The sequence below is a fragment of the Methylomonas koyamae genome, from assembly GCF_019669905.1.
Classification (GTDB): Bacteria; Pseudomonadota; Gammaproteobacteria; order Methylococcales; family Methylomonadaceae; genus Methylomonas; species Methylomonas koyamae.
This window is the reverse complement of sequence record NZ_AP019777.1, coordinates 2,285,700-2,312,117: the sequence shown is the minus strand read 5'-3', so window position 1 is coordinate 2,312,117 and position 26,418 is coordinate 2,285,700. Positions and strand designations below refer to the sequence as shown.

The window sequence follows — 26,418 nt, the reverse complement described above, 5'->3', positions numbered from 1 at the left end:
TGGGCTAAAATGGCCCTGCAATTGTTGGCAACGGATACACGAAAACCGCCGGTCAAGTGGTGTTGATCGGCGGTTTTTTTTATACGCCTTCGGTGTGTCGGTTTTTACGCTCGCTAAATCTATCGGCGTCGGCTTGAGTCTCCGGTCTGCGATTTGCGAATTCGAACAAGTTCCCGGTGTTTGCCTGGTTTCCCGCGTTGGTCGCATTCTGGGCCCGATTCATTGCGGCGGCCGCCATCAGGTTAGCCATCGCCTTTATATCCTGGGCTTCGCCCTGTACCGCTTCGACTATGGCGATGAGCTGCTCGCTATCGGGTTCGCTGTCTTCGTAAAGGGTTTTCAACAGCACGGCAAGCAAAGCTTGGCTTCGATTTGCCATCATGAAGACTTGCCCGGCTGCGGCCTCCAGGTCGCTGGCATCGGTCGTCGGAATTCGATGTTGGAACTGGCGATAGATCGGACTCACAGCACACCTCCCACCGCCCAGCGTTCGAAGCGGTCGGCACCATCTTCCAAGTATTGATGCACCTCTTGAGCGGTCGCCCTGGCGTCCAGGGTCAGCACGGCTATGCAATCGTCGAACAGGGCTTTATCCAAGCCTCTTAGCCTGGTCAAATTGAAGGGAAAGCGGTAGCCGTTATACAGTCCCAGCAGGAAACTGCGCACGGTGTTGGCTTGGCCGCTGTCGCGCTCAGCCACGTCGGCCAAACGAATCAACGCCGGAATGCCGGCCACGGTGGCGGCTTGGCGCTCGGTGTCCAGTTCGGCTATTTGCTGGAAAAAATCGTTAAGCGGATGAGTACCGGCCGGAGAACTTGAATTGACAGTATTCGAGCTCATTTCGCACCCCCAACAACGCCGCCATGCTGTTCGATCAAGTCAAGCATGAAGGTTTTTTGCTCGTCGGTAACGCCGAATTCTGAGCGATGTTGGTTGTAGATCTCCCAGTGGCCGGTATAGCCTTTGCGGATCTCGATCAGCGGCTGAAACGGCTTTTTCAGGCCGAAGTGTTTTTGGGTTAAGGAAGAGAGTTGTTTCTTGGTGATTGGGCGGATTTTGCCCACGGCTGGGGTGTTCATAGCGGTTGCTCCATTGCTGAGGATGTAAACCGCCGCGCAAAGGTTGAGAATCTTTGGGCGGCGACGTGTAGCGGGTTCTCAACACCGGGCAATGGAGCCGGCCCGCTCGAAAGCGGCCCTCTACACGCCACCATGACAAATATGCGCGCCACGGGCGCGACTATTTTCTTTGGGCAATAAAAAACGCCATAATTCGGCGTCTGTGCGCCATTGCTTGCCGGGTTGAGAGTCCGGGCCAGTGGGTTCACTGACGAGTACAGAATAGACTTTGCGTGATTGTTCGTCAAACTCATCTCGCGAACTCCCGCAGTTGACTAAGCAACTCCCCGGCTAGGTCGATTCGGAACCCCGTCCGCCGCATGAACCACGATTTTTCCTCAGCACTGGCGTCCGGATGGCTTTTGACAATCTCGAACGTTTCCGTTGCGCATTGCAAAACACGCTCCAAAATCGAGAGTTGGTGCCATGCGCTCTGAAGACCATCGGCTTTGGCGAGGAGCGCGAACCCGTCCAAAAGCGAGCCGACGAGCATGACGGTCATGTGTGCCGGGGCTGTTTCCTCTGGCGTTCTAAATCCGCGGCAATCACTAATAAAGACTGTATTCAGGTTCAGCGCCGCCCTGGTAAACACCGGAACGGCATCAATCGGCCAAGAAAAAGGGGCGAAAGGGTCTTTTTCTGAATAGGGCGCAAGTCCAAACGATTGGCGCGCGGAATTTACCATGGCTAAGGTTTCCGCAGTTGGCCCGCCTTTCGAACAGGGTGGCGGTGCGGGTGGTAATGTTTTTTGCTTCATGCGCCCACCTCGTCACCGTTTGATTTACCGTTTTCTTGTGGCTGATTGAAGCTATCGACCAATTTTTGGATGTCGGTCTTGCGCCAGGCAGTAGTTTTCTGCCCCAACTTCACGGGTTTGGGGTATTTACCTTCGCGGACGCCGGCCAAGAATGTTGAACGGCCGATAGGAATAAGCGGCTCAATGCCGCGTTTTGGATCGCCGACAATTTGCCAAATTCGGAAAAATCCGGGTTTGTCTGGGCTTATATGTTGTGTGCTCGATGTTGCCATACGCTTTAAGCCTCCTCTGGCTTGCTTTGGATGTATGGCTGAACAATATCGGCTACATTTTTCGGATAAAACGGAAAGCTGATGTTTTAAATTATTTGTAGTTAGCGGCCCGTTTTCGGTTAGTTCCTCTCTGTTTTCTGAGTTCTGTCATTTGTCTGGTTACTTGTTTTTTGTTTTTATTGGCGAGCCGTTCTGCATAGCCGGCTTCTATTAGTGCTTTCTTCGCGGCGTCGATGTCCGTAATCTTAAAGCCGCCTTCCTGATGGCTGTCTTTGATTTCAATCGCCCTGGCTGCGCAGTCAGCATATTGGCTGCGTCGCGTGCTGCCTTGTGGTCTTCCGGGCCCTTTTTTAGGGCAAGGGGCATAACCGGTTACAAGTGTCCCTCGGCTAGGTAAGATATTTTTTTTGCTTCGCTTTAGCTTGCTTTGAGATTCGTATAGCTGGTTTCTTATTTTCTTTAAATCATTGGCTAGGCTTTGGCCTCGTTCTTCTAGGTAACGAGCATAATCTCGCCATTCATCAATTCCCCATTCTGGCTGTTTGTCAAAATTGAGATGGAAGTAGCCACTTATAAGAGTTGGCCTCGGTGGCCAATGCGAGCGATAGGTAGCTAAGGCTGCAAAGCACATAAAACCTCGTCAAGGTGTTTCGGCGTCCAAAAAGGATTAACCGGAAGCGGGGGACGAATCCCGCTTGTCGCCCCGTCGGGCTATCCGGTTAAAGGGGTTGGATGTAAGTGTCACCCACTTACATCCTGAAAGCGTTGCTGTGCGAACCACTGAATATCGTCGGGTTGCCGTTTGTCGGCGCGGTAAACCATCTGTACAGGCAAGCCGTTGCGCACTTTGGTTTCGAGCGTTCGCTTGATCAAGTCGCTTAGCTGTAAATAGGGGCTGATCAATACCAACCGGCGGTTGGCATTGCGGGTCAAGTCTTCGATGGCATCCGTAATGCCGTGGTTTTTTAGAAACTCCGCCACGTATTAACCTTGCCGCCTCAACGGAATCACCTGAGCCCCGGCCTTCAAACCGTCCAAATAATCCGCCCAGGCTTGCATCATTTTTTTGCGTTCGGGCAGGTGCGCGGTGCGGTTATAAGCACGGCCGTTCGGGTCGCGAACGGCGTGCGCTAATTGATGCTCGATAAAATCCGGCCGAAAGCCCAGCACTTCATCCAGTATGGTTCTGGCCATGGCGCGAAATCCGTGGGCGGTCATCACGTCTTTGCCGTAACCCAGACGCTTCAGGGCAGCATTTAGGGTGTTCTCACTCATGCAGCGAACACCCGACGGCGTTCGTTCCGATGGGAACGCGAAACGACCATGACCGGTCATTGGATGCAGTTCTTTGAGAATTTCGACGGCTTGCCTCGACAGCGGAACAATGTGCTGTACCTTAGTTTTGGAGACCAAATAACGCCATTCGGCCGTTTCCAAATCCACGTCCTGCCATTGCATGGCTCGCAATTCGCCAGGCCGGACGAACACGAGCGGAGCCAATTTCAATGCACAAGCCGCAGGCAATGAGCCTTGATAGCTATCGATGCCGCGTAACAGTTGTCCGGCTTCTTTGGGTTCGGTGATTGCGGCGAAGTGTTCGCCCTTGGCTGGCGGTAGGGCCCCTTTTAGGTCTTGGGTAATGTCTCGTTCAATGCGGCCAGTGGAGACCGCATAGCGAAAGACTTGTCCGCAGATTTGCAGGGTACGGTGGGCGGTTTCAATTGCGCCACGCTCTTCGATGCGGCGCAGGCAAGCCAGAATATCTTTCGGCAAAATTTCGGTAATTGGCCGGCTACCAAGCCACGGGAAAACATTGCGTTCCAGCATACGCTTGGATCGGTTGTTTTTCTCGCTCCAGGTTTCAACCTTCTTTGTTCCCCATTCACGAGCAATCACTTCAAATCCATTCGACGCATTTTCGGCTTTGGCTTGTTTGACTGCCTTTTTATTTTCGCCGGGGTCGATACCGCCTTCTAATTGCTTTTTGGCGGTATCTCTTTTTTCACGAGCGTCTTTCAGTGTGGTATTTGGATACACACCTAATGCGAGAGTCTTGCGTTTGCCGCTGAAACGATAGTTGTATCGAAAGTATTTGGCGCCGTTAGGATTCACCAGAAGGTAAAGGCCTTTTTCATCTTGCAGCTTATAAGCCTTATCCGGATTGGGCTTTGCGTTACGAATGGCGGTATCAGTTAATGGCATGGCGGTACCAAATCGGCAAGGTTGCGATATACCGCCAAAAATACCGCCCAAAATGGCGGCATGTCAATAGATGAGGCTAGACAGTGCTGGACAATAAAAAACCCGCTAAGCCTTTCAGCTTGCGGGTTTTATGTACTTCCTGATACTTCGTTGTATTGATAAGTGGTGGCGACACCGGGAATCGAACCTGGAACCTCGGGGTTATGAATCCCGCGCTCTAACCGGTTGAGCTATGTCGCCACAAATCTTGTTCAACGAAACAAGCGGCCATTATACCGGCGCGTCAAAACCTTGTCAAACATTGAATCTGAAATGCATGACGTCGCCGTCCTGCACTTTGTATTCTTTGCCTTCCAGCCGCCATTTACCGGCATCTTTTGCCCCTTGCTCGCCTTTGTAATTGACAAAATCCTGGTACGAAACGACTTCGGCGCGGATAAAGCCCTTTTCAAAATCGGAATGAATCACGCCGGCAGCTTGAGGAGCCAAGGCATTGACCGGGATCGTCCAAGCCCTGACCTCTTTGACACCCGCAGTGAAATAAGTCGAAAGATTCAATAACTCGTAAGCCGCTCGAACCACCCGATTCAACCCAGGCTCTTCCAAGCCCAAATCCGCGAGAAATTCGACTTTTTCCGCATCGTCCAATTGCACGATCTCCGCCTCGATAGCAGCGCATACCGGCACGACTTTTGAGCCTTCGCGCTCGGCAAAACCTTTGACGTTGTCCAACAACGGATTGTTGTCGAACCCATCGTCCTGCACGTTTGCCACGTATAAAGTGGGCTTGATCGTGATCAAACATAATTCCTTGATCAGCTTGGCCTCGTCCTCGCTTAGCCCCAAAGTCCTGACGGGTTCGCCGTTATTCAGGTGTTCCAATACCCGTTCCAGCACCTGTTTCCGGGCCAGCTCGTCTTTGTTGCCGGATTTGGAAGCCTTGGCCGATTTCTGCAACGCCTTTTCCACCGAAGCCATGTCGGCCAGGGCTAATTCGGTGTTGATGACTTCTATGTCGTTGATCGGATCGACCTTGCCGGCTACGTGGATCACGTTATCGTCGTGAAAACAGCGCACCACATGCACAATGGCATCGGTCTCTCTGATATTGCCGAGAAACTGGTTTCCCAAGCCTTCGCCTTTGGAGGCGCCGGCTACCAAGCCGGCGATATCGACAAACTCGATGGTCGTGGGCAAAACCCGCTCCGGGTTAACGATTTCGGCCAGTTTGTCCATCCGCGGATCGGGCACCGGCACCACCCCTACGTTCGGATCGATAGTGCAAAAAGGATAGTTCTCGGCGGCGATAGTCGCTTTAGTCAGCGCGTTGAACAGAGTTGATTTGCCGACGTTGGGCAGGCCGACGATTCCGCAATGAAGTGCCATAGCAATAATTTCGAATTTTGACAGGGACGTCCGGCACAAGACGGCCGGGTTGAAGAGGCGCCGGATTATACAGCGATTTTACGAATTGAGAACCGATACCCTCGCTCGGCGTGAGCGGCAGCAAAAGGTATCGGCTGAAGCAAAAGCAGTTTAGAACAAACCGGAGATCGATCTAACCAGGCCCGAGGTTAAGCTTGGAGCCGCCTCTTCATATTCCAAATTCGCCTGATTGGCGGTGCTGACAATACGCGTGCGGTATTTTTTGCGATCGCTGACTTCGGACGAAGTCTGCCGGCGCGAACCGCCGATGCCTTGTTTGGCGTCCTGTTGGCTGTCCTGTCTGATCACGACGCCGCTTTTGGCTTTTTCGGCGATTTCGATGTCGGTGACCACCATATACGTCACGTCCTTGACGGCAGCATCGGCGATGGTTTCGATTGCGCCGCCAACGGCTGCACCGGCCAAACCGCCGATACCGGCTCCGGACCAACCGCCCAAGCCGCCGCCGATCGCCGCACCGGCCGCCGCACCGGCCAACGAGCCGCCGTATCCGGAATGTAGCGCCGATTCCGCTGCGGTCGGACTGGCTTTATCGACGCTGAGTACGTTGGCTCGCAACCAATAATGCGACGCTTCCGGATCGCTGGAGATGATGTAGCCTTTGGACTGCAAGGCCTGCTTTACCGGCAACATCACGTCGAAATTGGCTTTGTCCGAGGTATTTCGCACATCGAGAAAAATGGTGCGTTGTTCCGGCCCGACCGGGTCGAGAAATATCGTATCGCTCATCTTGGTTTGGACGTCCAGGTCCTTTTTGGCGATCGAAGTGTGTACGGCGGCACACCCGCCCAACATTGCGGCTATAGCCGCCGCACCGGCAAGTTTCATGAATGTGTTTCGAGCAATAGCCATCTATATCTCCAAATAATAATGATCCAAAAATAAACTAGAAATCAATACGGCCAATAATAGCCGTAATAACGGTAGTAGTAGCTGCAATCGCGGTAATCGTTCCAAGAGTAACGCCGCAAATCGTTGCAGGTGTAGCCGCGGCGCCAATATTTGCTGGGTTCCGATTTCGGCGGCGTACCCCGTTTGGTCGCTTCTTCGATGTAGCTGTTGAGTTTGGCCTCGTCTTCAACGCTGAACGGCTTGGCCATAACCTGATCGTTGAGCATTTTTTGCATGTCGCTGGCCTGGTCGGCTTGCACCGACCAACTTGCCAATATCAATGCCAGCGATAACACGCCTTGCGGTAACATTTGTTTCATTCGATCTCCTCCCAGAAACCAAGGGAACCTGACGCCGCTCCCCACTTTGATGACAGTCGCGCCGATTTTAGAATCGATGATGGCGCAGAACAACCGATTTGAGCCGACAACGTTAATCGCCGCGCAATCTCTGGTCTTCGAATACGACCAATTGGTCGCGGCCATTGGCTTTGGCCTGGTAGAGCGCCGTATCGGCACAGTTGATCATTTCGTCGATATCCGGCGCCAGACTACCGGGACAGGCGTCTGCGTTCAGGCAAAAAAGACCGATACTCAATGTGACATTGACCGTTTCGCCGCCGACGTTCCATTCCAACTTACTGATCTCCTGGCGAATCCGTTCGCCGAACGCCTTACCGTTATCGCAGGGGGTGTTAGTAAAAATCAGCACGAATTCCTCGCCGCCGAAACGCACCAGAATATCGGTGCTTCTAACTTGCCGCTTCAACGCGGAAGCGACGCCGACCAGAACCTGGTCGCCGAACAAGTGGCCGAAGCGGTCGTTGATGACTTTAAAATGATCGATATCCAGTACCAACAGGCAGAGGCTGGTGTGGTAACGCGCGTGCTGGGCAATCGCGATTTCGACTTGGTCGTAAAAAAAGCGCCGGTTGTGCAGACCGGTCAATTGGTCGTGCATCGACATGCTGGCGAAATGCTCTTTCAACTGATTGGTTTCGGCGACCAGCGTTTCCAGCTCCGCCGTCCTCGACGCGATTTGCCGCTCCATTTGCCGAACCAAGCGTCTGGTGGTGATTAATTGGCCGAGGATATTTTTGTAGACTTCCAGCAAACGGATATGCCAATCGGTGAAATAGAACGGTTGCGGGTGCGACACGTTCAAGACGCCGATCAGATGCCGGTTCAGGGTGAAAACCGGTACGCTGATTAACGATCCAGGCAAGGCCGCAACCGCCGTTTTTTCGAAACGCGGGTCTTCCGCACAATTGCGGCAGTGCTGCAACTCGCCGCTGGCTGCCGCAGCACCGATCACGCCTTCGCCAACCTTGAACGTTAACGGTTTATCGCGGACTGCGGCCGATTGCGGCGACTCTTCTACGCTGATTCCAGTCAGATTGGTCAGCATGCCGGCATCATCCAGCATGAAGAACGAACAACGCTCCATGTCCTGGTATTGAATCAAGCTGGCCAGCGCCTGTTTTACCAATTTCGCCTCGTCGTCGACCTGGCAATCGAGTTCCGACAACTGTTTTATCGCCGACAACGCATTGAACAAATCGATAACCAGATCGTGCACGCCACCAGGTTGCCCGAAGCTGGCGTTGGGCGTTTGCGGATTCATCGCCCCCCCATGATGCCGGCTAAACTATCCAACGCCGGTTTGTTTTCACCCAGCCACTCGACGGTGTTTTCGACCATCTCTATAGCCAATTCCAACTCATGGCAAGCTGCATCGATCGCGGCTTGGTCGATCGGCTTGCCGGAAGCGATACCGGCACTCAGTTGGCGGGACAACCTGAGCAAAACCAGCAAAGGCCGCTCGGGGCCGGAGAAGTCGCGTTGCCGGTAGTTGTAAAGCACCGATTGGTATACCGTCGGCAATTGCCACTTGTTCAGCAGCACGTAGCCAAGTTGGTAATGGCTATGCCCGAGTTGCCGGGCGATTTCGCCACCGACCGCCATCCCCGAAGCATTGCATTTGACCAAAATACCATTTATCTGGTCGGGCAACAGAAAGCCCAGCGCCAGCAAGCCGATATTCAACAACAAGCCGCTGGTGTAAACCGTAGATGCGGAGAAGGCTTGCAGCTGCCGACAGTCCGCTGCCAGTCTTTGCGCCGCAATCGCGGTCAATAACGATTCGCTCCAAAACCGCTCGGTGTCGAATTGCAGGCATTTGCGAGTGTCGAATTGCACGTTAAACACTATTCCCAAAGCCAGCGATTTGACCAAATCCAAACCCAGCACCTGAAAAATGGCGGTACGCAAGTCGCTGACCACGGCGCCTCGGGCAAAATAAGCCGAATTCGCCAAGCCCAATAGCCGGGCCACCAGACCCGGCGACAGCGCCAGAACCGAAGTCAACTTGTCTATCGAGATATCGGGCGTGTTGACGGCAGCCAGTATTCGCACACTGGCCTCGGGTAATGCCGGCAGGTTCTTCAATGAACCGACCTGAAAAGGGATGGTCTGGGCGTTTCCGTTCATGCGTCTTAGCCAATTTCAGTAATTTTCAAACAGACCAACAGCCTGCGAAACTGGTCGGGCTGCAGCATATCCGGAAACACCACCAGCGCGCCGCGGATATCGTTTTCGCCCAGCCAATGTAGCGCCACCAGCAACCGGCTAACAACCGACGTATGCCGCAAACGGATCGACTGGAAATCGCCGCGACCTTGCTGCACCGACCATCCCCGCTGCTGACTGTAGCGTAAAACTATAGCCGATCTATTTTCGGCCAGGACTGCCGCAACCCAACTCAAACAAACCAGCACAATTAGAACTGACCGGTAACCGAGCGGCATTGCATTGAACCAGCATCCGGCCAAGGCCGACAGGTGCGAAAAACTAACACACCAGCGGCGTTGTCTGGAAACGCCTAAACTAAAATCCACGCTCTGCTCGATATTTTTGTACACAAACCGGTCGCCTTGTTCCAGCTAGGGTAAACTAACCGGATCGATAATGGTTTTGACAGCGTTATGATTGTAGACCCTATGCCAGCCTTAACGGCAGAACACGCGAATATTCCCGAAAAAATATACGGCGACACCGGGTTGGCCGCCATCGAAGTGACCGGCACCGATGCGGCCGTTTTTTTGCAAGGCCAATTGACCTGCAACATCGATGAGCTGAGCGACTCTCACTCCAGCATAGCCGCTCTTTGCAATGCCAAGGGCCGAGTCATCAGCACGCTGTTGGTTGTAAAAACGCCGCTGGGATTTGTGCTGATATTACCCAGCGAGCTAAGAGATACGGTAGCCGATAAATTGCGCCGATACGTACTGCGTGCCAAAGTGCAATTGGCGCAGGATAAGCGGTTAGCGATTTGCGGCATAAGCGGCTGCGTTGGCCCGACCGCCGGCCTGGAGCCGGCACAAACCGATTTTGGCGTGGCCTTGTCTCCCGAACCGGTGATCAAATTACCTGCTGCGCCCCGGTTTTTGTGGCTTTTGCCGGAAAGCCTGGCAGCCGAAAAAATGGAGGCATTGACCGAGCAGCAGGGTGTTGCACGCGGTTCCTTGGCCGAATGGCGTTACCGCGACATCGACTCCGGCTTACCTTGGTTCGGTCCGGAACAATCGGAACAGCATATTCCGCAGATGCTGAATCTGGACCGGCTCGGCGGCATCAGTTTCAACAAAGGCTGTTACACCGGCCAGGAAATCGTGGCGCGCACCCATTACCTGGGCAAAGTAAAACGGGCATTGTTTGTCGCCGATTACTCGGGCGCCAGGCTACCGCAGCCGGGTTCGACCGTGCGGGACTTGGAATGCGAAATGGCCGGCACCGTGCTGGCGGCGGCGGCCTGGGCAGGCAACACGCGCTTGTTGCTAGTCCTGCAAATAGTTGATGGCATGCCAAAAAACCTTATACTTGACGGCGATAACCACGCACAACTGACGCTGGTTTCAGCTCAATAACGGAAACTCATTCATGCAATTCAAATCGGTTCAAGACTTTCTGGTTCACGTACAAGAGGAATTGGACGCCAACCGCCTGGTATTGCCGACGCTGCCGGACGTGGCAATCAAAGTCAGAGACGCGGTCAGTAACGGCGACGCCACTGCGCAAAGCTTGGCCGAAATCATTGCCACCGACGCTGCGATCTCGGCGCGCTTGATCCAGGTCTCCAACAGTCCGCTGTACCGCGGCGCGGTGGAGATCAAAAACATCCAAATGGCGGTGACCCGGCTCGGCAACAACACGATCCGCACCCTGATCACCAGTTTGATCATGCAGCAAATGTTCACGCCGACCAGCGCGTTGCTGGAAACCTATTTCCGCAAGACTTGGGAACAAGGCGTCAACGTCTCTGCGATCGCCCGCGCCCTGAGCGCTTTCGTACCGCATTTGAATGCCGACGAGGCCATGCTGGCGGGCCTGATCCACCAGATCGGCAAGTTACCGATATTGACCTTGGTGGAAAAGATTCCGGAATTCCGCGACAGCCCTTCCCGGCTCGACAAACTTTTGGAAAAAGCCCATCCGCACGTCGGCAAAATCATCATGAACACCTGGAATTTTCCGGAAGAATTGAAATTGGTGCCGTCGGAATACGTCGATTTTCAACGAGATGCCGGCCCGCAAGCCGATTATGTCGATCTGGTGCAGGTTGCCTTTCTGCAAAGCATCGCCGGCACCGACCACCCCGCTTGCCGGGTCGATTGGAATACCGTTCCGGCCTTTGCCAAATTGGGCCTGCAAGCCGATGCCGAGATATTGGAAATCGAAGGCGTTTCGGAAGAAATCGAACTCGCCCAATCCATGTTTTTATAACGTAGCACCACCATGATAGACGACCAGGCTGCCGCCCGTTTCCGCCGCTTAGGCGCTTTGACCATATTTGCCGTTTATTTCGTGATTCTGGTCGGCGGCATCGTCCGCGCCTCCGGTGCCGGCATGGGCTGCCCGGACTGGCCGACCTGCTTCGGCCAATGGGTGCCGCCCACCGACGAATCGCAATTGCCGGCCAATTACCATGAAATTTACGCCGCGCGCGGTTACGAAAATACCGCGTTCAATCCGGTGAAAACCTGGACCGAATATACCAACCGCTTGGTCGGCGTGACGATAGGTTGCTTGATTTTCCTGACAGCCTGGTCTTCGCGCATTTATTTGAAAGCCGACAAGACCATTTTCTACCTGGCACTGTCGGTATTTTTATTGGTCGGTTTTCAAGGCTGGCTGGGCTCGGCGGTGGTGGCCAGCAATCTGAAACCGCTGATGATTACCCTGCACATGTTGCTGGCCCTGGGCATCGTCGCGCTGCTGATTTATGCCATCGCCCGCTCGCAGAAACCTTTGCTCCAAGCCGTGGATAGCCATTGGCTGACGCCGCGCTTCGCGACGGTGTTGAAAGTTGCGATGGGCATGACCTTATTGCAAATCGCAATGGGTACCCAGGTACGCGAAGCGGTCGACTACATCGCCCACGAGCACAGCTACATCGAACGCCAATACTGGCGCGATAGTTTTCCGATCATCTTTTACGTGCACCGCTCGTTTTCATCGATCATTCTGTTCACCAACCTGTGGCTGGTTTGGAAAATCCGCGAGCAGGCCGCCCCAGGCAGTCTGTTATTGCGCCTAGGCTATGTATTGGCCGGTTTGATCGTGACGGCTATCCTGGCCGGAGTCAGTCTGGACCGGTTAGGTTTTCCGGCCTTCGCCCAACCGGTACACCTGTTGATGGCCAACCTGATTTTTGGCGCCCAGTTTTTCCTGTTTATCTGCCTGACTTATTCGGCAAACCGGGCCGCATAGCCTATCGATTTTTTTCTGTTATTATCAATAAGTTAAGCAATATTCAACCGAACTGCGTTACAATGCCGGCCATGGCTCGCTTCCCGGCCGGCCGTTCTCTTTTCATCTACAGGTATTTTTAATGTCCGATACGCCCTCCGCAACCACGCCTTCTTTTAAAGATCTGAACCTTGCCGATCCCATTTTAAAAGCGCTGGAAAGCGTCGGTTACGAAACCCCCTCCCCGATCCAAGCCCAAATCATTCCGTTCGTGATGGCCGGCCGCGACGTACTGGGCCAGGCCCAAACCGGCACCGGTAAAACCGCCGCGTTCGCGCTACCCATTCTGAACCGCATCGACATCAAGCAAAAAGACCCGCAAGCGCTGGTGTTGGCGCCGACCCGCGAGTTGGCCATCCAAGTGGCCGAGGCCTTTCAATGCTACGCCGCCCACATCAAAGGCTTCCACGTATTGCCGATATACGGCGGCCAGGACTACACCAGCCAGTTGCGCCAACTGAACCGGGGCGCGCATGTCATCGTCGGTACGCCGGGCCGGGTCATGGACCACATGCGCCGCGGCACGTTGAAACTGGACCAGTTGCAAACCCTGGTACTGGACGAAGCCGACGAAATGCTGCGGATGGGCTTCATCGACGACGTCGAGTGGATCCTGGAACAAACCCCACCCACCCGGCAGACCGCGCTGTTCTCGGCGACGATGCCGAGCGAGATCCGTAAAATCGCCCAGCAATACCTGACTAACCCGGAACAAGTCACGATCAAGGTCAAAACCGCCACGGCGGCCAATATCCGCCAGCGATACTGGTTCGTCAGCGGCCTGCACAAGATGGATGCGTTGACCCGGATCCTGGAAGCGGAAAACTTCGACGGCATGATCATTTTCGTCCGCACCAAAACGGCAACCATCGAAGTCGCCGAGAAACTGGAAGCGCGCGGCTTTTCCGCATCGGCGATCAACGGCGACATGTCGCAAGCGCTGCGCGAACGCGCCATCGACAATCTGAAGAGCGGCAAGCTGGATATTCTGATCGCCACCGACGTTGCCGCCCGCGGCTTGGACGTCGACCGCATTACCCATGTCGTCAACTACGACATTCCCTACGACACCGAATCCTATATTCACCGTATCGGCCGCACCGGCCGCGCCGGCCGCACCGGCGACGCGATCCTGTTCGTGTCGCCGCGGGAAAAACGCCTGTTGGCCAACATCGAACAGGCCACCAAACAGAAAGTCGAGGAGATGCAACTACCGTCGACCGAGTTCATCAACAACGCCAGGATCAACAAATTCAAACAGCGCATCACCGACACCCTGGCCGGCGAAGAGCTGAGTTTTTATACGCAATTGATCAACCAATACCAGGTCGAACATAACGTTCCGGCCATGGACATCGCCGCCGCACTGGCCAGACTGTTGCAAGGCGATACGCCGTTGTTGTTGAAAGACAGCGGCAAAAAGCCGCGTAAGGATGCGGACACCAAGCCGCAAACCGAGCGCGGCGAACGCGGCCCGCGCCGGGAAAAAGGCAGGGTCGGTGCAGTGGAAATGGAAATGTTCCGGATCGAGGTCGGCCGCGCCGACGGCGTCAAACCCGGCAATATCGTCGGCGCTATTGCCAACGAGACCGGCATCGACGGCGACCATATCGCCCGCATTAAAATCGAGGAGCATTACAGTACCGTGGAACTGCCGGCCGGCATGCCCAAAGACCTGTTTCAGGCGTTGAAGAAGGTACGCGTCGCCGGCAAACCGCTGAACATTTCCCGTTTCGATGCGGCGTTGGTCAAGAAAGACAAAAGCAAAAAGCGCGTCGGTTCAACCTCGAAACGCAGTAAAAACCGCGAATAATCCCCGCAAATAACGCCGGCGCGAATCGCGCCGGCCGCAACTGCCGTCGCCGGACCTCATTCCGGCAAATCGATACTGCCTTCGGCAAATATCGCCGCCTGTCCGCCGACCCGAATCGTCAGATACTCCTGCTGCTTGTTGTCCATTTCCAATTGAATCAAACTGCGGCGGCCGGCGTGGTGGCCGCGTTCGACCGCAAACACATGGGTACCCTTGCGCGTATGTTCGAAGGAACATAGATAGCTGCAAAATGCCGGCGTGGCACTGCCGACCGGTGGATCTTCGTGCATGCCGATGTTGGGCCCCAACAGCCGCAACGTGAAATCGGCTTCCGGGTTCGGCGATTTCGGCGCAAACAACAATATCTCCTGCGCCGCGGTCTGCGGCGCGCTGGATTGGCTCCAGGCCGTGTAATTGAAACGAGCCTTGCGCACCGATTCGTAATTCCACACCGGCACCACCAAATACGGAAAACCGCAGGAAACCAGACGCGGCGTATATTTTTTATGGTCCAGCTCGGCAATCTGCAAACCGAGGAACTGGGCCAGTTCCTCGTCGCGCGGCGCGAAACGGTCGACTACGGCGCTGACCCGGCGGCTGAACTGAACCAAGGTCGGTTTGCCGCCGACGCTGGATATATTGGCTTCGATCACGCCGACGTTTTGTTCCAGCAACAACGGCGTCAATGGATCGGTCAGTGCGATATCGCCGCACTCGGCCAACACGTAAGCCGCGGCGACGATGGCATGGCCGCCGAACTGAATCTCCCCCAACGGCGAAAAAATCCGCATGCGCCGACCGTTAGCGCTGCTCAGGTTCGGGAACACAAATACCGTTTCCGGCAAGTTCAATTCTCTGGCGATGGCCGCCATGGTTTCCGCGTTGAGGCCGTTAGCCTGCGGCAACACGGCAATTTGGGCGCCGTTGAATATCTGCCGGGTAAACACGTCGGCAATGTAATAGCGAAATTTCATCGTTTTACTCCGGCAACTGCACTGCTACCCTGCCGCGGTCGATTCTGACCCGGTATGCAGGCGTTGCGACGCTGGGATCTTCGAAACACACGCCGGTATGTAAATGAAAATGCTGCTTATACATCGGCGACGCGACCATCGGCTCACCGCCGATATCGCCTATCATGCCACGCGACAACACGTTTGCGCGACTGAACGGGTCGAAATTGCCGATCGCGTAAACCGCTTGCCGCCGCGGCAAGAAAAATATCGCGACTTGCCGGCCGCCAACCAAAGCGCAAATGCCGGAATCCGGTTGCAAATCGTCGATACTGCAGACATCGATCCAACTGCTCATTAGGCGGCCTCCTCTACCAGTTTAAAATGTTTACGCTCGAAGTCGTTGGCCGGCCGTATTTGGCCGCGTTCCTCGACGAACACCACGTTGTCGTCGGCTTGGTCGCTGTTGACGAAATGGCGGAACCGTTTCAGACGCTGCTCGTCCTGCAACGTGGTTTTCCATTCGCATTGGTAGGTGTCGACGACATGGTGCATCTGCTGTTCGAGATCGGCACCAATACCGAGCTTGTCGTCGATCACCACCGACTTCAAATACTCCAGGCCGCCTTCCATGTTTTCCATCCAGACCGAAGTGCGTTGCAGCCGGGCCGCGGTCCGCACGTAAAAGATCAACACCCGGTCGATATATTTGATCAGGGTTTCCTTGTCCAGATTGGTGGCCAACAGGTCGGCGTGGCGCGGCTTCATGCCGCCGTTGCCGCACACATACAGGTTCCAACCGTTCTCGGTGGCGATGACGCCGATATCCTTGCCCTGGGCCTCGGCGCATTCCCGGGTACAACCGGATACGGCGAATTTGATTTTGTGCGGCGCCCGCAACCCTTTGTAGCGGTTTTCCAGTTCTATCGCCAGACCGACGCTGTCGTCGACGCCGAAGCGGCACCAGGTGCTGCCGACGCAGGATTTGACGGTGCGCAGCGATTTACCGTAAGCGTGGCCGGATTCGAAGCCGGCGTCGGTCAGTTCTTTCCAGATTGCCGGCAACTGCTCCAGGCGGGCACCGAAAAAGTCGACGCGTTGGCCGCCGGTGATCTTGGTATACAGATTGTATTTTTTGCCGACCTGTCCCAGCACGATCAACATATCCGGCGTGATTTCGCCGCCGGCGATCCGCGGCACCACCGAATAAGTGCCGTCTTTCTGCATATTGGCCAGGAAAGTGTCGTTGGTATCTTGCAGACCGATATGCGGTTTTTCCAGAATATAGTCGTTCCAGTAAGACGCCAGAATCGAGCCGACCGCCTGCTTACAGACATCGCAACCCAAGCCCTTGCCGTGTTTGTCCAGCAATTCGTCGAACGTTTTGATTTGGCCGACCATGACCAGGTTATACAAATCCTGGCGGGTGTAGGCAAAGTGCTCGCACAGGTCGGTACTGACCGCAACGCCCATCTTGCCCAATTCGCAGTCCAACACCGACTTCAACAGCGCCGAACAACCGCCGCAGCCGGTGGCGGCCTTGGTCTGCGCTTTTAAATCGCCCAGCGTCAGGCAACCGGCTTCGATCGCACCGCAGACCTGGCCTTTGCTGACATCGTGGCAGGAGCAAATTTGCGCCGACGCCGGCAGTGCGTCCGGCCCCAGCCCCACCGATTGGTCGGAGCGTTGCGGCAAAATCAACGAATCCGGATTTTCCGGCAACTCGATACCATTCAGGCAATACTGCAACAAAGTGCCGTAGCCGGCGGCATCGCCGACCAATACCGCACCGAGCAGATGCTTTTTATCTTGGCTGACCACCAAACGTTTATAGACTTCGGCCGAACCGTTCTGGTAGGTGTAGACCAGCGCCCCCGGCGTTCTGGCGTGGGCATCGCCGATGCTGGCGACATCGACGCCCATCAGCTTGAGTTTGGTGCTCATATCGGCGCCGGTAAAACTGGCCGCGTCGCCGTTCAGAGCCGCGGCGACGGTTCTGGCCATGGTATAGCCCGGTGCAACCAGACCGAAAATTTGACCGTTCCACAATGCGCATTCGCCGATCGCGTAAATGTCCGGGTCGGAAGTACGGCACTGGTTATCGATGACGATGCCGCCGCGCGGGCCAACTTCCAAACCGGATTGGCGGGCCATTTCGTCGCGCGGCCGAATGCCGGCCGAAAACAACACGATGTCGGTTTCCAATACCTGGCCGTCGGCGAAATTCATTTTGTGCCGGCACTGAACGCCGTCGTCGATCAACGTGGTGTTCTTGTTCAAATGAACGTTGACGCCCAGCGCTTCGATTTTGTGTTTCAGCATCGCGCCGCCGCCTTCGTCCAACTGTACCGCCATCAAGCGCGGCGCAAATTCGATCACATGCGTTTCCAAGCCCAAGTCTTTCAAGGCCTTGGCAGCTTCCAATCCCAACAAGCCGCCGCCGACCACCGCACCGACCTTGGATTGCGCCGCCGCCGCTTGTATCGCTTCCAGATCTTCTATGGTGCGGTATACCAGGCACTGCGGGCGTTCGTGGCCCGGCACCGGCGGCACGAACGGATAGGAACCGGTCGCCAATACCAGTTTGTCGTAAGCAATCGTCAGGCCTTTAGCCGACGTAACCTGCTTGGCGACGCGGTCGATCGCCACCGCTTTGTCTCCCAGATGGATTTCGATGCCGTGCTCGGCGAAAAAGCCGGCCTCGACCAGAGACAAATCTTCGGCGCTTTTGCCGGCGAAATATTCCGATAAATGCACGCGGTCGTAAGCAGGGCGCGGCTCTTCGCAAAACGTGACCACCCGATAGTCCGCCATTGCCGCACTGCCCGCCAAACTGCTCAAAAAATGCTGGCCAACCATGCCGTTGCCAATCACAACCAGGGTTTGTTTGTTACTCATCTCAGGCCTCTGTCGATTCAGATTATTCCGCAAACGCCAACCCGGCCCGCGATGGGTCGGCGAAGGCAAATGGTTCCAAGTTTGTCCGGCCGCCCGGTTTTTCGGCAAAAAAAAAGGCGCCCTGATCGAATGAGCACGCTCATTCAAGCAGGACGCCTTTGTCCAATTCAACACCGGGGTAAGTCTACAGACAAGACTTGATATTTTCTAAACAAAATACATGCCAATTCTTAAGACATTGAAAAATCGGCGTTAGCGTAGCTGGTGCGGAGAGCCTGGCAGCTTAGCGCACTCAAATAACGCAAATTCCGCGGCATTTTGCACCAGATTGATGCATCAATGCCGCCATAACCCTTGCCAGCCGAACGAATCACGATGGCATACAAGCTGCTTGGCAAATGCCGAATCGATAACTCCGGAATCCGCATGTCATTTACCCCGTTCAAGTTGCTCAACATGCAAGGCAAAGCCAAAGTACTGCATATGAGCTGGATCGCTTTTTTCATCAGTTTCGTCATCTGGTTCAACCATGCATCCTTATTGGTATTGATCCAGCAGGATCTGGGCATCAGCGAAACGGAGGTCGACATACTGTTATTACTTAACGTGGCCTTGACCATACCGGCCCGGGTCATAACCGGCATGCTGGTGGACCGCTTCGGCGCCAAGATCAGCTATAGCGTATTGCTGGCGGTGTGCAGCATTCCTTGCTTCATGTTCGCCAGCGCCGAAAATTTCGCCGAATTGGCCTGGTCGCGCTTCTTGCTGGGCTTCATTGGCGCCGGCTTTGTCGTCGGCGTGCGGATCATTGGCGACTGGTTTCCGGCCAGCCAGGTCGGCACCGCCGAGGGCATCTACGCCGGCTGGGGCAATTTCGGTTCGGCCTTCGCCGCGATATTCCTGCCCGGCCTGGCCTTTTATTTCGGCGCCGAACACGGCTGGCGCTCCGCCATCGCCTTGACCGGTGGCATCGCACTGGTCTATTCGGTGGTTTATTACTTTAGTGTCGAGAACTTTCCTCCGGAAATCGCCGCCCTGAAGACCCGGCGGCCGGCGGCGATGGAAGTTACCAGCATTCGCGACCTGTTCTTGTACATGCTGAGCCTGGCCCCGCTGTACGCGACAATGTCGCTATTGGCCTGGAAATTGTCGACCGCGGAAACCATGATCCTCAGTTCCGGTTGTACTGCGATAGTGCACAGCGTGGTCTGGTTGTTATTTCTGATCCACTGTTACCAACTGGTCAACAGCAATGCCGACCGCCTCAGCCAGCCCATCGCCAGCATTCACCATTACCGCTACAAACAAGTGTTCATTTTGGCCATCGCCTATTTGGTGACCTTCGGTTCCAAACTGGCGGTGCTGTCGATGCTGCCGATATTTTTTTACAAAACCTTCAACCAAACCCAAGGTTTGGGCATGCTGGATGCCGGCCTGCTGGCTTCCAGTTTCGTCGTGACCAATGTGATTGCCCGCCCTGCCGGCGGCTGGCTTAGCGACAAGATGGGCCGCAAACTGTCGTTGGTGCTGTTTTCGGCCGGTCTGGCCGGCGGCTATTTGCTGATGGCCTTGATATCGCCGCAATGGTCGATTGCGTTGACGGTGGTCGTCACTTTGGTCTGTTCGATTTTCATGCAAGCCGCCGAAGGCGCCATTTTCGCCTTCGTGCCGCTGGTGAAACGCGCCATTACCGGCGAAGTGGCCGGCATCGTCGGCGCTTACGGCAATGCCGGCGCCATCGTGTTTTTGATATTGCTGACTTTCGTCTCGGCAACTGCCTTCTTCCTGATTTTGAGCGCCTGCTGTTTGTTACTGCTGGGCCTGATCTATTACCTGGAAGAACCGAAAAACTACATTACCGAAATCATGCCTGACGGCTCGCTGCTGAAAATCGCATTGGATTGAACATGGCCGGATTGAACGTTTTGGTAGTCGATGAATTCGATAGCGAGCGCCTGCTCGAAGCAGCCTTACGCCAACATGGCTGCGAAGTGGTCACGCTCAGGCTGAAAGAGCTGAACATGCTGCAAATCGTGCAAACGTTGCATCCCGATGTGGTCGTATTGAACCTGTACACGCCGACCGATGCGGTGTTGCAAACCATCGTCGAAATCAACCAAAGTTTTTCGCTGCCGGTGGTGATGTTCGCCGAAGACCAGCAGACCGACACCATCAATAAAGTCATCAAAGCCGGAGTCAGCGCCTACATCGTCGACGGCCTGGAGCCGAAACGCATCAAAGCCATCGTCGACATCGCCATCGCCCGCTTCAAGGAGCAACACGCCTTGAAAGAAGAACTGAAAAAAACCAAAATCCAACTCGAAGACCGCAAATTACTGGATAGAGCCAAAGCGATCCTGATCAAATCGCAAGGCTATACCGAAGACCAGGCCTACCACGCGCTGCGCAAACTGGCGATGGACCGCAACATGCCGATCGGAGAAATGGCGAAAAACGTAATCTCGATGGCGGAGCTGTTCAGCAAATAGCCTAAAAGGCACCGAGATGACGCCGAAAAATTGAACAGTCCTTAACCAAAAATGAGAAATCCCCCGGCTTTGCGGAGGGATATTTATTGAAACTCTAAACAAGTCTGTTTTTGATATTCCAAGGCGAAAAAGCGGCTTCAACTTTGTAAGAGGGACAACGCAGGAGCCGTTGTCGAGAAGTACGCCTGGATCAAACAGTATGTAGAGGAATACACGGTGGATGTCTTGTGCCAGTTGATGAGCGTATCCCGAAGTACCGATTACCAATGGCTGAAGCGCGGCCCTACGGCAGGCGAAAAAGACGATGCCGCCCTATCGGAGACGATCCAAAGCACATTTGTCAAAAGCCGGTCGCCCTACGGTACGCGCCGCCTCAAGCCCGCCTTGTCCGCTCAGAACCGAACCGTCAGTCGTCGCCGTATCGGCTGACTGATGCGCGAGGCAGAGTTAGTGCTTAATTGCATAAATAAGCGATATGAAAAAAATTATAACATTTTGATTATTAAACGATTTTAGTTATCACCAATTAACGCAATTAAGCACTAGTCTGTAAAACCAAGCGCAAATTCAAAGCCAGCGCAAAGCTGCTTAGCTGTGTGTCCGGAAAAGTGTTGACACATCAAAATTGGTTCGAAGCACGAGAAATTGTCCAAAGCTTGCGGAACCGGGGCAATTCCCCGGCCCCGTGCTCGGTTAAGCGCTGAAATGCGTTTTTGAACATTGCAAGCGTTTGACCACGGCCGCCAAGCGGTCGATTTCGTCGTAAGTATTGTAAAACGCCAGCGACGGCCGGACCGTGGCTTCCAGGCCAAACCGGCGCAGGATGGGCTGCGCGCAATGGTGGCCGGAACGGACCGCAATGCCGGCGTCGTTCAAGGCTTTGCCCACATCCTGGGTACTATGGCCGGCCAGCACGAACGATAACACGCTGGTTTTGTCCGGCGCGGTACCGATCAGACGCACCCCCGGAATCGCCCGCAGGACATGCATGCCGTATTCCAGCAACTCGTGTTCGTAACGGGCGACGTTCTCGATGCCGATCCGGTTCAGGTAATCCAAAGCGGCGCCCAGCCCCACCGCATCGGCGATGTTGCCGGTGCCGGCTTCGAATTTGGCCGGGGCCGGTTGGTAGACGGTTTTCTCGAACGTAACATCTTCGATCATGTTGCCGCCGCCCTGCCAGGGCTGGGTGATTGCCAGCAATTCCGGCTTGCCGTACAACACGCCAATTCCGGTCGGGCCGAAGATTTTATGGCCGGAGAACACCAACCAGTCGCAATCCAGGCTTTGCACATCGACCCGCAAATGCGACACCGATTGGGCGCCGTCCAATAACACCTTAGCGCCGGCGCGGTGCGCCAGTTCGATCATCTCCGCCGCCGGCGTGATGGTGCCCAAGGCATTGGAGACCTGGGTAAACGACACCAACTTGGTTCTGCCGTTCAGCAGCTTTTGGTACTCGGCCAAGATCACCTGGCCGTCGTCGTCGACCGGAATCACCCGCAGCACCGCGCCAGTTTCCTGGCACAACTGCTGCCAGGGCACGATGTTGGCGTGGTGTTCCAGCCAACTGATGACGATTTCGTCGCCCTCCCCTATAAATTGCCGACCCCAACTTTGCGCGACCAGATTGATCGCTTCGGTCGAGCCGCGCACGAATACGATGTCATCAGCCGACGAGGCATTGATGAAGCGGGCCACGGTATCGCGTGCGCCTTCGTAAGCGTCGGTGGCTCGCGCTGCCAGTTCGTGGGCGGCGCGATGGATATTGGAGTTTTCGTGTTGATAAAACTCGGAGATCCGATCGATCACGCATTGCGGTTTTTGCGTGGTGGCGGCGTTATCGAGCCAGGCCAGCGGATAGCCGTTGACGCGTTCGGCCAGGATTGGAAAATCCTTGCGTACCGCGTGCACGTCAAAGGCCGGATGCGCCGAACCCAGACTTGGTGTTTGCGCCGCCCGAGCCAAGGCTGAGACATCGTTTAAAAAGTAAAACGACGACCCGGCGGCCGGCGGTTTGGAACCAACCAGGTGGCCTGGCTTGGCGGCCAAGGCTTGCTTCAGTTCCGCTTCGCCGGGCAAACCAAAGCTGCGCGACACCAAACCCGACAGCGCATTTTTGTCGATACCCGGCAGCCGCTCGAAACCGGATGCGACGTTAGCGGCCGGTGCCAGCGTGGCTGCCGACTGCGGCACGTTGTCGATGGCATCGCTGTAGTCGCCAAACGCTGCGGCACTCGGTGCCGTGGGCACGAAACCGTCGTCGATGCCGGGTCGGCGGTTGAAACCGGCCGGCACCGAATGAAACGAGGGTGCCGCCGCTGCAGAAACAGACACATTGTCCACCGCTGCCCCGTCGCCGGTCGGCGGTGCGCTGTAGTACAGGTTTGCCAGGCGGGTAAGTTCGGCGGTGTCGGGCAAACCGGCCGGCACCGGGCCGCCGCTCAGCGCGTGTTGCGCCAGTGCGGCCAAATCCGGATTAGGCGTAGTCATAGTAGTTGTCCACTTCGACGTTTTCGAGCACGCCGATGGCGTCGTCGGTCAAGATCGCCAGCGAGCAATACAGCGACACCAGATACGAGGCAATGGCTTTGTGGTTGATGCCCATGAAACGCACCGACAAGCCCATGCTCAATTCGTCGGTCAGATTCGGTTGGTACAAACCGACCACGCCCTGGCGGCTTTCGCCGGTGCGCAGCAGCAGGATATTGGTCTTGCCGTTGACGATTTTCAGTTTGTCGGTCGGAATCAACGGCAGACCGCGCCAGGTGATGAACTGCGAGCCAAACAGCGACACGGTCGGCGGCGGGGTGCCGCGGCGGGTGGCTTCGCGGCCGAAGGCGGCAATCGCCCGCGGATGGGCTAGGAAGAAGCCCGGCTCTTTCCACACCCTGGCAATCAGTTCGTCCAGGTCGTCCGGGGTCGGCGAGCCTTTGCGGGTTTTGACTTTTTGCGACTCGACGACGTTATTCAACAGACCATATTCGGCGTTGTTGATCAGTTCGCTTTCCTGGCGCTCTTTCACCGTTTCGATGGTCAACCGCAATTGCTCATGGATTTGGTTGTGCGGGCTGCTGTACAAATCGGCGACGCGGGTATGCACGTCCAGCACGGTGTTGACCGCATTCAGGCGGTACTCGCGGCCCCACTCTTCGTAATCGACGAAGGTTTGCGGCAGCACTTTTTCGTCCAGGCTGGAGCAATCGACGGCGATGCTGGTTTCGCTTTTGACTTTGTTGACCCGATAAATACCCGCTTCGACCGGCACCCACGGCAACAGGTGCACCAGCCAGCGCGGCGTAATAGTGCCCATCATCGGCACGGTTTTGGTCGCGTTCGATAAGGTACGCGCGGCGACGTCGCCTAATGCGGTATGGGCTTCATGAATGTCCGACATAACAACTCCCTAAGTGGTGTGGTGATAATTGAAAATCGCCGTGGCGATTGTTTTTGCTTCAGCCGCAGCGGAAACCAGCCTTTGCCCCTTACTTTTCTGCAGGCCAAAAAAAAGCCAATGAACCTCGGCCGCGAATAAAACGGTAGAGATTCATTGGCTTCCGGTGGTCCGGTCAGCGGATGATTAATATCAAGATACTGGCTTGTGCGAAAGGCTGTCAAGCCGCGCCGGCTCTGAACCAGTGGCCGTTATCGAGTTACTGAATATGCTTATCTAAAAATAACGTTTAGCGAAATTAAGAAAACGCGTTATACGCAGCCAATTCATTTTATCCGGTTGTTTTTTCGTAAAATTTTATTGGCAGCGCCTTGAAACGGCGTTCGGTAAAAAAGTTTTCGGTTAAACCGTTTTTTTTGTAAAAAACCTCAAACACCGCCGCCGGTGGCGAACACTTCGGTGCGGTTTTGGCCTTGGCTGACATGGCTGCCCGGCGGCACGCTGTGGGTCAACCAGACGTTACCGCCAATGATCGAGCCCTTGCCTATCGTGATCCGACCCAATATCGTCGCGCCGGCATAAATCACCACATCGTCCTCGACAATAGGATGCCGGGCATTGCCTTTGACCAGCATGCCGTTGTCGTCTTTCTCGAAGCGTTTCGCGCCCAGCGTCACGGCCTGGTAGACCCGCACCCGGCTGCCGATCACGGCGGTCTCGCCGATGACGACGCCGGTGCCGTGGTCGATAAAAAAACTGTCGGCGATTTGGGCGCCGGGATGAATATCGATGCCGGTCGCGGAATGCGCCAGCTCGGCAATCACCCGCGCCACCAGCGGCGCCCCCAAACGGTACAACTCGTGCGCGACCCGGTGGTGGATCGCGGCGGTAATACCCGGATAACACACCAATACCTCGTCCGAACTGCGCGCGGCCGGATCGCCTTCGAACGCGGCCTGAATATCGCTGTCGATCAGCAGCCGGATCTTCGGCAACTGTTTGGCAAACTCGCGGGTAATTTCGGCGGCTTGGTGTTTGACTTCGGTAGAAGTGCCATTTTGTTCGGCCACGAAACGCAGTTCCAATGCCACTTGCCGATGTAATTGGCGCAACAGGCTGTCCAGGGTCTGACCGACGAAATAATCGATGCCTTCGTCGTTCAAATCCTCCTGGCCCAGACGGTTCGGAAACAGCACCGCGCCCAAATTATCGACGATAGGCCCGAGTATGCGTCGCGACGGCAACTTCGGCGGATGTTCGCGGCGCTGGCGGTGTTCCAGCGATTTCACGCGCAGGTCGCGCAACTCGGCGACCAGCGCGTCGATACCCCAGCCGCCAGCGGTATCGCTCAGACTCATACCGCCACTCCCTGGGCATCGAACAAGCCTTCGAACAACGCCGAACTCAAATAGCGTTCGCCGGAATCCGGCAGAATCACGACGATGGTCTTGCCGACGTTCTCTTCCCGCTTCGCCACCCGCACCGCCGCAGCGACTGCAGCACCGCAGGAAATACCGGCCAATATCCCCTCTTCCCGCGCCAAACGCCGGGCAAAATCGATCGCTTCGTCGTTGCTGACCCGCTCGATGTCGTCGACCAGCGACAAATCCAGAATGTCCGGTACAAAGCCGGCACCGATGCCCTGGATTTTATGCGGCGCCGGTTGCAGTTCCTGGCCGCTGCGGAACTGGGTCAGGATCGGGCTGGCTTCCGGCTCGACCGCAATCGATACGATAGGCTTGCCCTGGGTCAGTTTGATGTAGCGCGAGACGCCAGTAATGGTACCGCCAGTGCCGACGCCGGATACGAATATATCGATGGCGCCGTCGCTGTCGCGCCAGATTTCCGGACCGGTGGTTTGTTCATGTACTGCCGGATTGGCCGGGTTCTTGAACTGTTGCAGCAGCACGTAGCGTTCCGGATCGGAGGCGACGATTTCCTCGGCTTTGGCAATTGCGCCTTTCATGCCTTTGGCGCCTTCGGTCAATACCAGTTTGGCGCCGTAGGCCACCAGCAGTTTGCGGCGTTCGATGCTCATCGTCTCCGGCATGGTCAGCGTCAGCGGAATGCCGCGGGCTGCGGCGACAAAGGCCAAGGCGATGCCGGTATTGCCGCTGGTCGGTTCGATGATTTCCTTGCCCGGCCCCAATAAGCCGCGCTGTTGGGCGTCGTTGATCATCGCCGCGCCGATCCGGCATTTCACCGAATAACCGGGATTGCGGCCTTCGATTTTGGCCAACAGGGTCACCGGCGCGCCTTCGGTGATGCGGTTAAGTCTGACCAGCGGCGTGTTGCCGATCGATTGCGAATTGTCGGGGTACCAATATGCCATGTTCCTATCCTTGCGCCGGAGCGGCGCGAATGCCTGTAACGCGTTG

Annotated in this window: 27 protein-coding genes and 1 tRNA gene; 6 read left to right on the top strand and 22 right to left on the bottom strand. The window is 55.6% G+C overall.

What is annotated here, in order from left to right; translation table 11 throughout:
• Positions 1–79: 79 nt before the first annotated feature.
• The 15 genes from MKFW12EY_RS10605 to MKFW12EY_RS10535 form a co-directional block, all read right to left on the bottom strand.
• The gene (locus MKFW12EY_RS10605) at positions 80–466 is read right to left on the bottom strand and encodes a hypothetical protein (RefSeq protein WP_054760373.1); all 387 of its coding nucleotides are present in this window, start codon (positions 464–466) and stop codon (positions 80–82) included.
• Positions 463–840, bottom strand: a complete 378-nt coding sequence (locus MKFW12EY_RS10600; protein ID WP_221054509.1) for a DUF7673 family protein — start codon at positions 838–840, stop codon at positions 463–465. Before MKFW12EY_RS10600 ends, MKFW12EY_RS10605 begins: the two co-directional genes overlap by 4 nt.
• Positions 837–1,079 (bottom strand): hypothetical protein, encoded by a 243-nt coding sequence (locus tag MKFW12EY_RS10595; RefSeq protein ID WP_054760376.1) that lies wholly within the window; start codon positions 1,077–1,079, stop codon positions 837–839. Before MKFW12EY_RS10595 ends, MKFW12EY_RS10600 begins: the two co-directional genes overlap by 4 nt.
• A gap of 289 nt (positions 1,080–1,368) precedes the next feature.
• Positions 1,369–1,875: a hypothetical protein gene (locus MKFW12EY_RS10590; protein ID WP_157199270.1), complete on the bottom strand. Its 507-nt coding sequence runs from the start codon at positions 1,873–1,875 to the stop codon at positions 1,369–1,371.
• The gene (locus tag MKFW12EY_RS10585; RefSeq protein ID WP_054760379.1) at positions 1,872–2,147 is read right to left on the bottom strand and encodes a helix-turn-helix transcriptional regulator; all 276 of its coding nucleotides are present in this window, start codon (positions 2,145–2,147) and stop codon (positions 1,872–1,874) included. Before MKFW12EY_RS10585 ends, MKFW12EY_RS10590 begins: the two co-directional genes overlap by 4 nt.
• A 91-nt stretch (positions 2,148–2,238) precedes the next feature.
• A complete protein-coding gene (locus MKFW12EY_RS10580) occupies positions 2,239–2,778 on the bottom strand; it encodes a BAR domain-containing protein (RefSeq protein ID WP_221054508.1) in 540 nt (179 codons plus the stop codon).
• Between the two features lie 110 nt (positions 2,779–2,888).
• Positions 2,889–3,128: a phospholipase D-like domain-containing protein gene (locus MKFW12EY_RS10575; RefSeq protein ID WP_054760382.1), complete on the bottom strand. Its 240-nt coding sequence runs from the start codon at positions 3,126–3,128 to the stop codon at positions 2,889–2,891.
• 3 nt (positions 3,129–3,131) lie between these two features.
• Entirely contained in the window at positions 3,132–4,349 is a 1,218-nt protein-coding gene (locus MKFW12EY_RS10570) for a tyrosine-type recombinase/integrase (protein ID WP_054760395.1), read from the bottom strand.
• Positions 4,350–4,512: 163 nt separating this feature from the next.
• Positions 4,513–4,589: transfer RNA gene (locus MKFW12EY_RS10565), tRNA-Met, on the bottom strand.
• Positions 4,590–4,643: 54 nt separating this feature from the next.
• Positions 4,644–5,735, bottom strand: coding sequence for a redox-regulated ATPase YchF (ychF, locus tag MKFW12EY_RS10560; RefSeq protein WP_054760384.1), 1,092 nt, complete (start codon positions 5,733–5,735; stop codon positions 4,644–4,646).
• Positions 5,736–5,885: 150 nt separating this feature from the next.
• Positions 5,886–6,647: a complement resistance protein TraT gene (locus MKFW12EY_RS10555; RefSeq protein ID WP_082889452.1), complete on the bottom strand. Its 762-nt coding sequence runs from the start codon at positions 6,645–6,647 to the stop codon at positions 5,886–5,888.
• A 41-nt stretch (positions 6,648–6,688) separates the two neighbouring features.
• Positions 6,689–7,006, bottom strand: coding sequence for a hypothetical protein (locus tag MKFW12EY_RS10550; protein ID WP_054761556.1), 318 nt, complete (start codon positions 7,004–7,006; stop codon positions 6,689–6,691).
• A 112-nt stretch (positions 7,007–7,118) separates the two neighbouring features.
• A complete protein-coding gene (locus MKFW12EY_RS10545) occupies positions 7,119–8,309 on the bottom strand; it encodes a sensor domain-containing diguanylate cyclase (protein WP_054761561.1) in 1,191 nt (396 codons plus the stop codon).
• Positions 8,306–9,175 carry an HDOD domain-containing protein gene (locus MKFW12EY_RS10540; protein ID WP_221054507.1) on the bottom strand — a complete coding sequence of 290 codons (870 nt, stop codon included), beginning with the start codon at positions 9,173–9,175 and terminating at the stop codon, positions 8,306–8,308. Before MKFW12EY_RS10540 ends, MKFW12EY_RS10545 begins: the two co-directional genes overlap by 4 nt.
• Before the next feature lie 5 nt (positions 9,176–9,180).
• A complete protein-coding gene (locus MKFW12EY_RS10535; RefSeq protein ID WP_054761565.1) occupies positions 9,181–9,606 on the bottom strand; it encodes a protein YgfX in 426 nt (141 codons plus the stop codon).
• Positions 9,607–9,684: 78 nt separating this feature from the next.
• Here MKFW12EY_RS10535 and ygfZ point away from each other — a divergent pair, with 78 nt between their 5' ends.
• The 4 genes from ygfZ to MKFW12EY_RS10515 all read left to right on the top strand — a co-directional run bounded on the left by ygfZ (position 9,685) and on the right by MKFW12EY_RS10515 (position 14,306).
• Positions 9,685–10,611, top strand: coding sequence for a CAF17-like 4Fe-4S cluster assembly/insertion protein YgfZ (ygfZ, locus tag MKFW12EY_RS10530; RefSeq protein ID WP_221054506.1), 927 nt, complete (start codon positions 9,685–9,687; stop codon positions 10,609–10,611).
• 13 nt (positions 10,612–10,624) lie between these two features.
• Entirely contained in the window at positions 10,625–11,467 is an 843-nt protein-coding gene (locus tag MKFW12EY_RS10525; protein WP_064021524.1) for an HDOD domain-containing protein, read from the top strand.
• Positions 11,468–11,479: 12 nt separating this feature from the next.
• Positions 11,480–12,454 carry a COX15/CtaA family protein gene (locus MKFW12EY_RS10520; protein ID WP_054761568.1) on the top strand — a complete coding sequence of 325 codons (975 nt, stop codon included), beginning with the start codon at positions 11,480–11,482 and terminating at the stop codon, positions 12,452–12,454.
• A gap of 121 nt (positions 12,455–12,575) precedes the next feature.
• Positions 12,576–14,306, top strand: coding sequence for a DEAD/DEAH box helicase (locus MKFW12EY_RS10515; protein ID WP_064026850.1), 1,731 nt, complete (start codon positions 12,576–12,578; stop codon positions 14,304–14,306).
• Positions 14,307–14,362: 56 nt separating this feature from the next.
• On the opposite strand, the gene MKFW12EY_RS10510 is transcribed toward MKFW12EY_RS10515, so the two are convergent.
• From MKFW12EY_RS10510 to nirB, 3 genes are read right to left on the bottom strand one after another with little or no spacing between them, the layout of a single operon-like run.
• Positions 14,363–15,280 carry a PhzF family phenazine biosynthesis protein gene (locus MKFW12EY_RS10510; protein WP_221054505.1) on the bottom strand — a complete coding sequence of 306 codons (918 nt, stop codon included), beginning with the start codon at positions 15,278–15,280 and terminating at the stop codon, positions 14,363–14,365.
• A 4-nt stretch (positions 15,281–15,284) separates the two neighbouring features.
• Positions 15,285–15,617, bottom strand: a complete 333-nt coding sequence (nirD, locus tag MKFW12EY_RS10505; protein ID WP_054761571.1) for a nitrite reductase small subunit NirD — start codon at positions 15,615–15,617, stop codon at positions 15,285–15,287.
• Positions 15,617–18,157, bottom strand: coding sequence for a nitrite reductase large subunit NirB (gene nirB, locus MKFW12EY_RS10500; protein WP_054761572.1), 2,541 nt, complete (start codon positions 18,155–18,157; stop codon positions 15,617–15,619). Before nirB ends, nirD begins: the two co-directional genes overlap by 1 nt.
• A 426-nt stretch (positions 18,158–18,583) precedes the next feature.
• Here nirB and MKFW12EY_RS10495 point away from each other — a divergent pair, with 426 nt between their 5' ends.
• Entirely contained in the window at positions 18,584–20,062 is a 1,479-nt protein-coding gene (locus tag MKFW12EY_RS10495; RefSeq protein ID WP_221054504.1) for an MFS transporter, read from the top strand.
• A gap of 2 nt (positions 20,063–20,064) precedes the next feature.
• The gene (locus tag MKFW12EY_RS10490; RefSeq protein ID WP_054761573.1) at positions 20,065–20,646 is read left to right on the top strand and encodes an ANTAR domain-containing response regulator; all 582 of its coding nucleotides are present in this window, start codon (positions 20,065–20,067) and stop codon (positions 20,644–20,646) included.
• Between the two features lie 693 nt (positions 20,647–21,339).
• Here MKFW12EY_RS10490 and MKFW12EY_RS10485 read toward each other — a convergent pair.
• The 4 genes from MKFW12EY_RS10485 to cysK all read right to left on the bottom strand — a co-directional run bounded on the left by MKFW12EY_RS10485 (position 21,340) and on the right by cysK (position 26,372).
• Entirely contained in the window at positions 21,340–23,139 is a 1,800-nt protein-coding gene (locus MKFW12EY_RS10485) for a family 2A encapsulin nanocompartment cargo protein cysteine desulfurase (RefSeq protein WP_245006493.1), read from the bottom strand.
• On the bottom strand, positions 23,126–24,043 hold the full coding sequence (locus MKFW12EY_RS10480) for a family 2A encapsulin nanocompartment shell protein (protein ID WP_054761575.1): 918 nt from the start codon (positions 24,041–24,043) through the stop codon (positions 23,126–23,128). The genes MKFW12EY_RS10485 and MKFW12EY_RS10480 overlap by 14 nt, the downstream gene beginning before the upstream one ends.
• A 425-nt stretch (positions 24,044–24,468) precedes the next feature.
• Positions 24,469–25,398: a serine O-acetyltransferase EpsC gene (gene epsC / locus MKFW12EY_RS10475; protein WP_221054503.1), complete on the bottom strand. Its 930-nt coding sequence runs from the start codon at positions 25,396–25,398 to the stop codon at positions 24,469–24,471.
• Positions 25,395–26,372: a cysteine synthase A gene (gene cysK, locus MKFW12EY_RS10470; RefSeq protein WP_054761582.1), complete on the bottom strand. Its 978-nt coding sequence runs from the start codon at positions 26,370–26,372 to the stop codon at positions 25,395–25,397. The genes epsC and cysK overlap by 4 nt, the downstream gene beginning before the upstream one ends.
• Between the last annotated feature and the right edge of the window lie 46 nt (positions 26,373–26,418).

Coding starts and splice junctions, on each gene's coding strand:
- MKFW12EY_RS10600 (WP_221054509.1), bottom strand. CDS start 840: ATGAGCTCGAATACTGTCAATTCAAGTTCTCCGGCCGGTACTCATCCG.
- MKFW12EY_RS10595 (WP_054760376.1), bottom strand. CDS start 1,079: ATGAACACCCCAGCCGTGGGCAAAATCCGCCCAATCACCAAGAAACAA.
- MKFW12EY_RS10590 (WP_157199270.1), bottom strand. CDS start 1,875: ATGAAGCAAAAAACATTACCACCCGCACCGCCACCCTGTTCGAAAGGC.
- MKFW12EY_RS10585 (WP_054760379.1), bottom strand. CDS start 2,147: ATGGCAACATCGAGCACACAACATATAAGCCCAGACAAACCCGGATTT.
- MKFW12EY_RS10580 (WP_221054508.1), bottom strand. CDS start 2,778: ATGTGCTTTGCAGCCTTAGCTACCTATCGCTCGCATTGGCCACCGAGG.
- MKFW12EY_RS10570 (WP_054760395.1), bottom strand. CDS start 4,349: ATGCCATTAACTGATACCGCCATTCGTAACGCAAAGCCCAATCCGGAT.
- ychF (WP_054760384.1), bottom strand. CDS start 5,735: ATGGCACTTCATTGCGGAATCGTCGGCCTGCCCAACGTCGGCAAATCA.
- MKFW12EY_RS10555 (WP_082889452.1), bottom strand. CDS start 6,647: ATGGCTATTGCTCGAAACACATTCATGAAACTTGCCGGTGCGGCGGCT.
- MKFW12EY_RS10550 (WP_054761556.1), bottom strand. CDS start 7,006: ATGAAACAAATGTTACCGCAAGGCGTGTTATCGCTGGCATTGATATTG.
- MKFW12EY_RS10545 (WP_054761561.1), bottom strand. CDS start 8,309: ATGAATCCGCAAACGCCCAACGCCAGCTTCGGGCAACCTGGTGGCGTG.
- MKFW12EY_RS10540 (WP_221054507.1), bottom strand. CDS start 9,175: ATGAACGGAAACGCCCAGACCATCCCTTTTCAGGTCGGTTCATTGAAG.
- ygfZ (WP_221054506.1), top strand. CDS start 9,685: ATGCCAGCCTTAACGGCAGAACACGCGAATATTCCCGAAAAAATATAC.
- MKFW12EY_RS10525 (WP_064021524.1), top strand. CDS start 10,625: ATGCAATTCAAATCGGTTCAAGACTTTCTGGTTCACGTACAAGAGGAA.
- MKFW12EY_RS10520 (WP_054761568.1), top strand. CDS start 11,480: ATGATAGACGACCAGGCTGCCGCCCGTTTCCGCCGCTTAGGCGCTTTG.
- MKFW12EY_RS10515 (WP_064026850.1), top strand. CDS start 12,576: ATGTCCGATACGCCCTCCGCAACCACGCCTTCTTTTAAAGATCTGAAC.
- MKFW12EY_RS10510 (WP_221054505.1), bottom strand. CDS start 15,280: ATGAAATTTCGCTATTACATTGCCGACGTGTTTACCCGGCAGATATTC.
- nirD (WP_054761571.1), bottom strand. CDS start 15,617: ATGAGCAGTTGGATCGATGTCTGCAGTATCGACGATTTGCAACCGGAT.
- nirB (WP_054761572.1), bottom strand. CDS start 18,157: ATGAGTAACAAACAAACCCTGGTTGTGATTGGCAACGGCATGGTTGGC.
- MKFW12EY_RS10495 (WP_221054504.1), top strand. CDS start 18,584: ATGTCATTTACCCCGTTCAAGTTGCTCAACATGCAAGGCAAAGCCAAA.
- MKFW12EY_RS10490 (WP_054761573.1), top strand. CDS start 20,065: ATGGCCGGATTGAACGTTTTGGTAGTCGATGAATTCGATAGCGAGCGC.
- MKFW12EY_RS10485 (WP_245006493.1), bottom strand. CDS start 23,139: ATGACTACGCCTAATCCGGATTTGGCCGCACTGGCGCAACACGCGCTG.
- MKFW12EY_RS10480 (WP_054761575.1), bottom strand. CDS start 24,043: ATGTCGGACATTCATGAAGCCCATACCGCATTAGGCGACGTCGCCGCG.
- epsC (WP_221054503.1), bottom strand. CDS start 25,398: ATGAGTCTGAGCGATACCGCTGGCGGCTGGGGTATCGACGCGCTGGTC.
- cysK (WP_054761582.1), bottom strand. CDS start 26,372: ATGGCATATTGGTACCCCGACAATTCGCAATCGATCGGCAACACGCCG.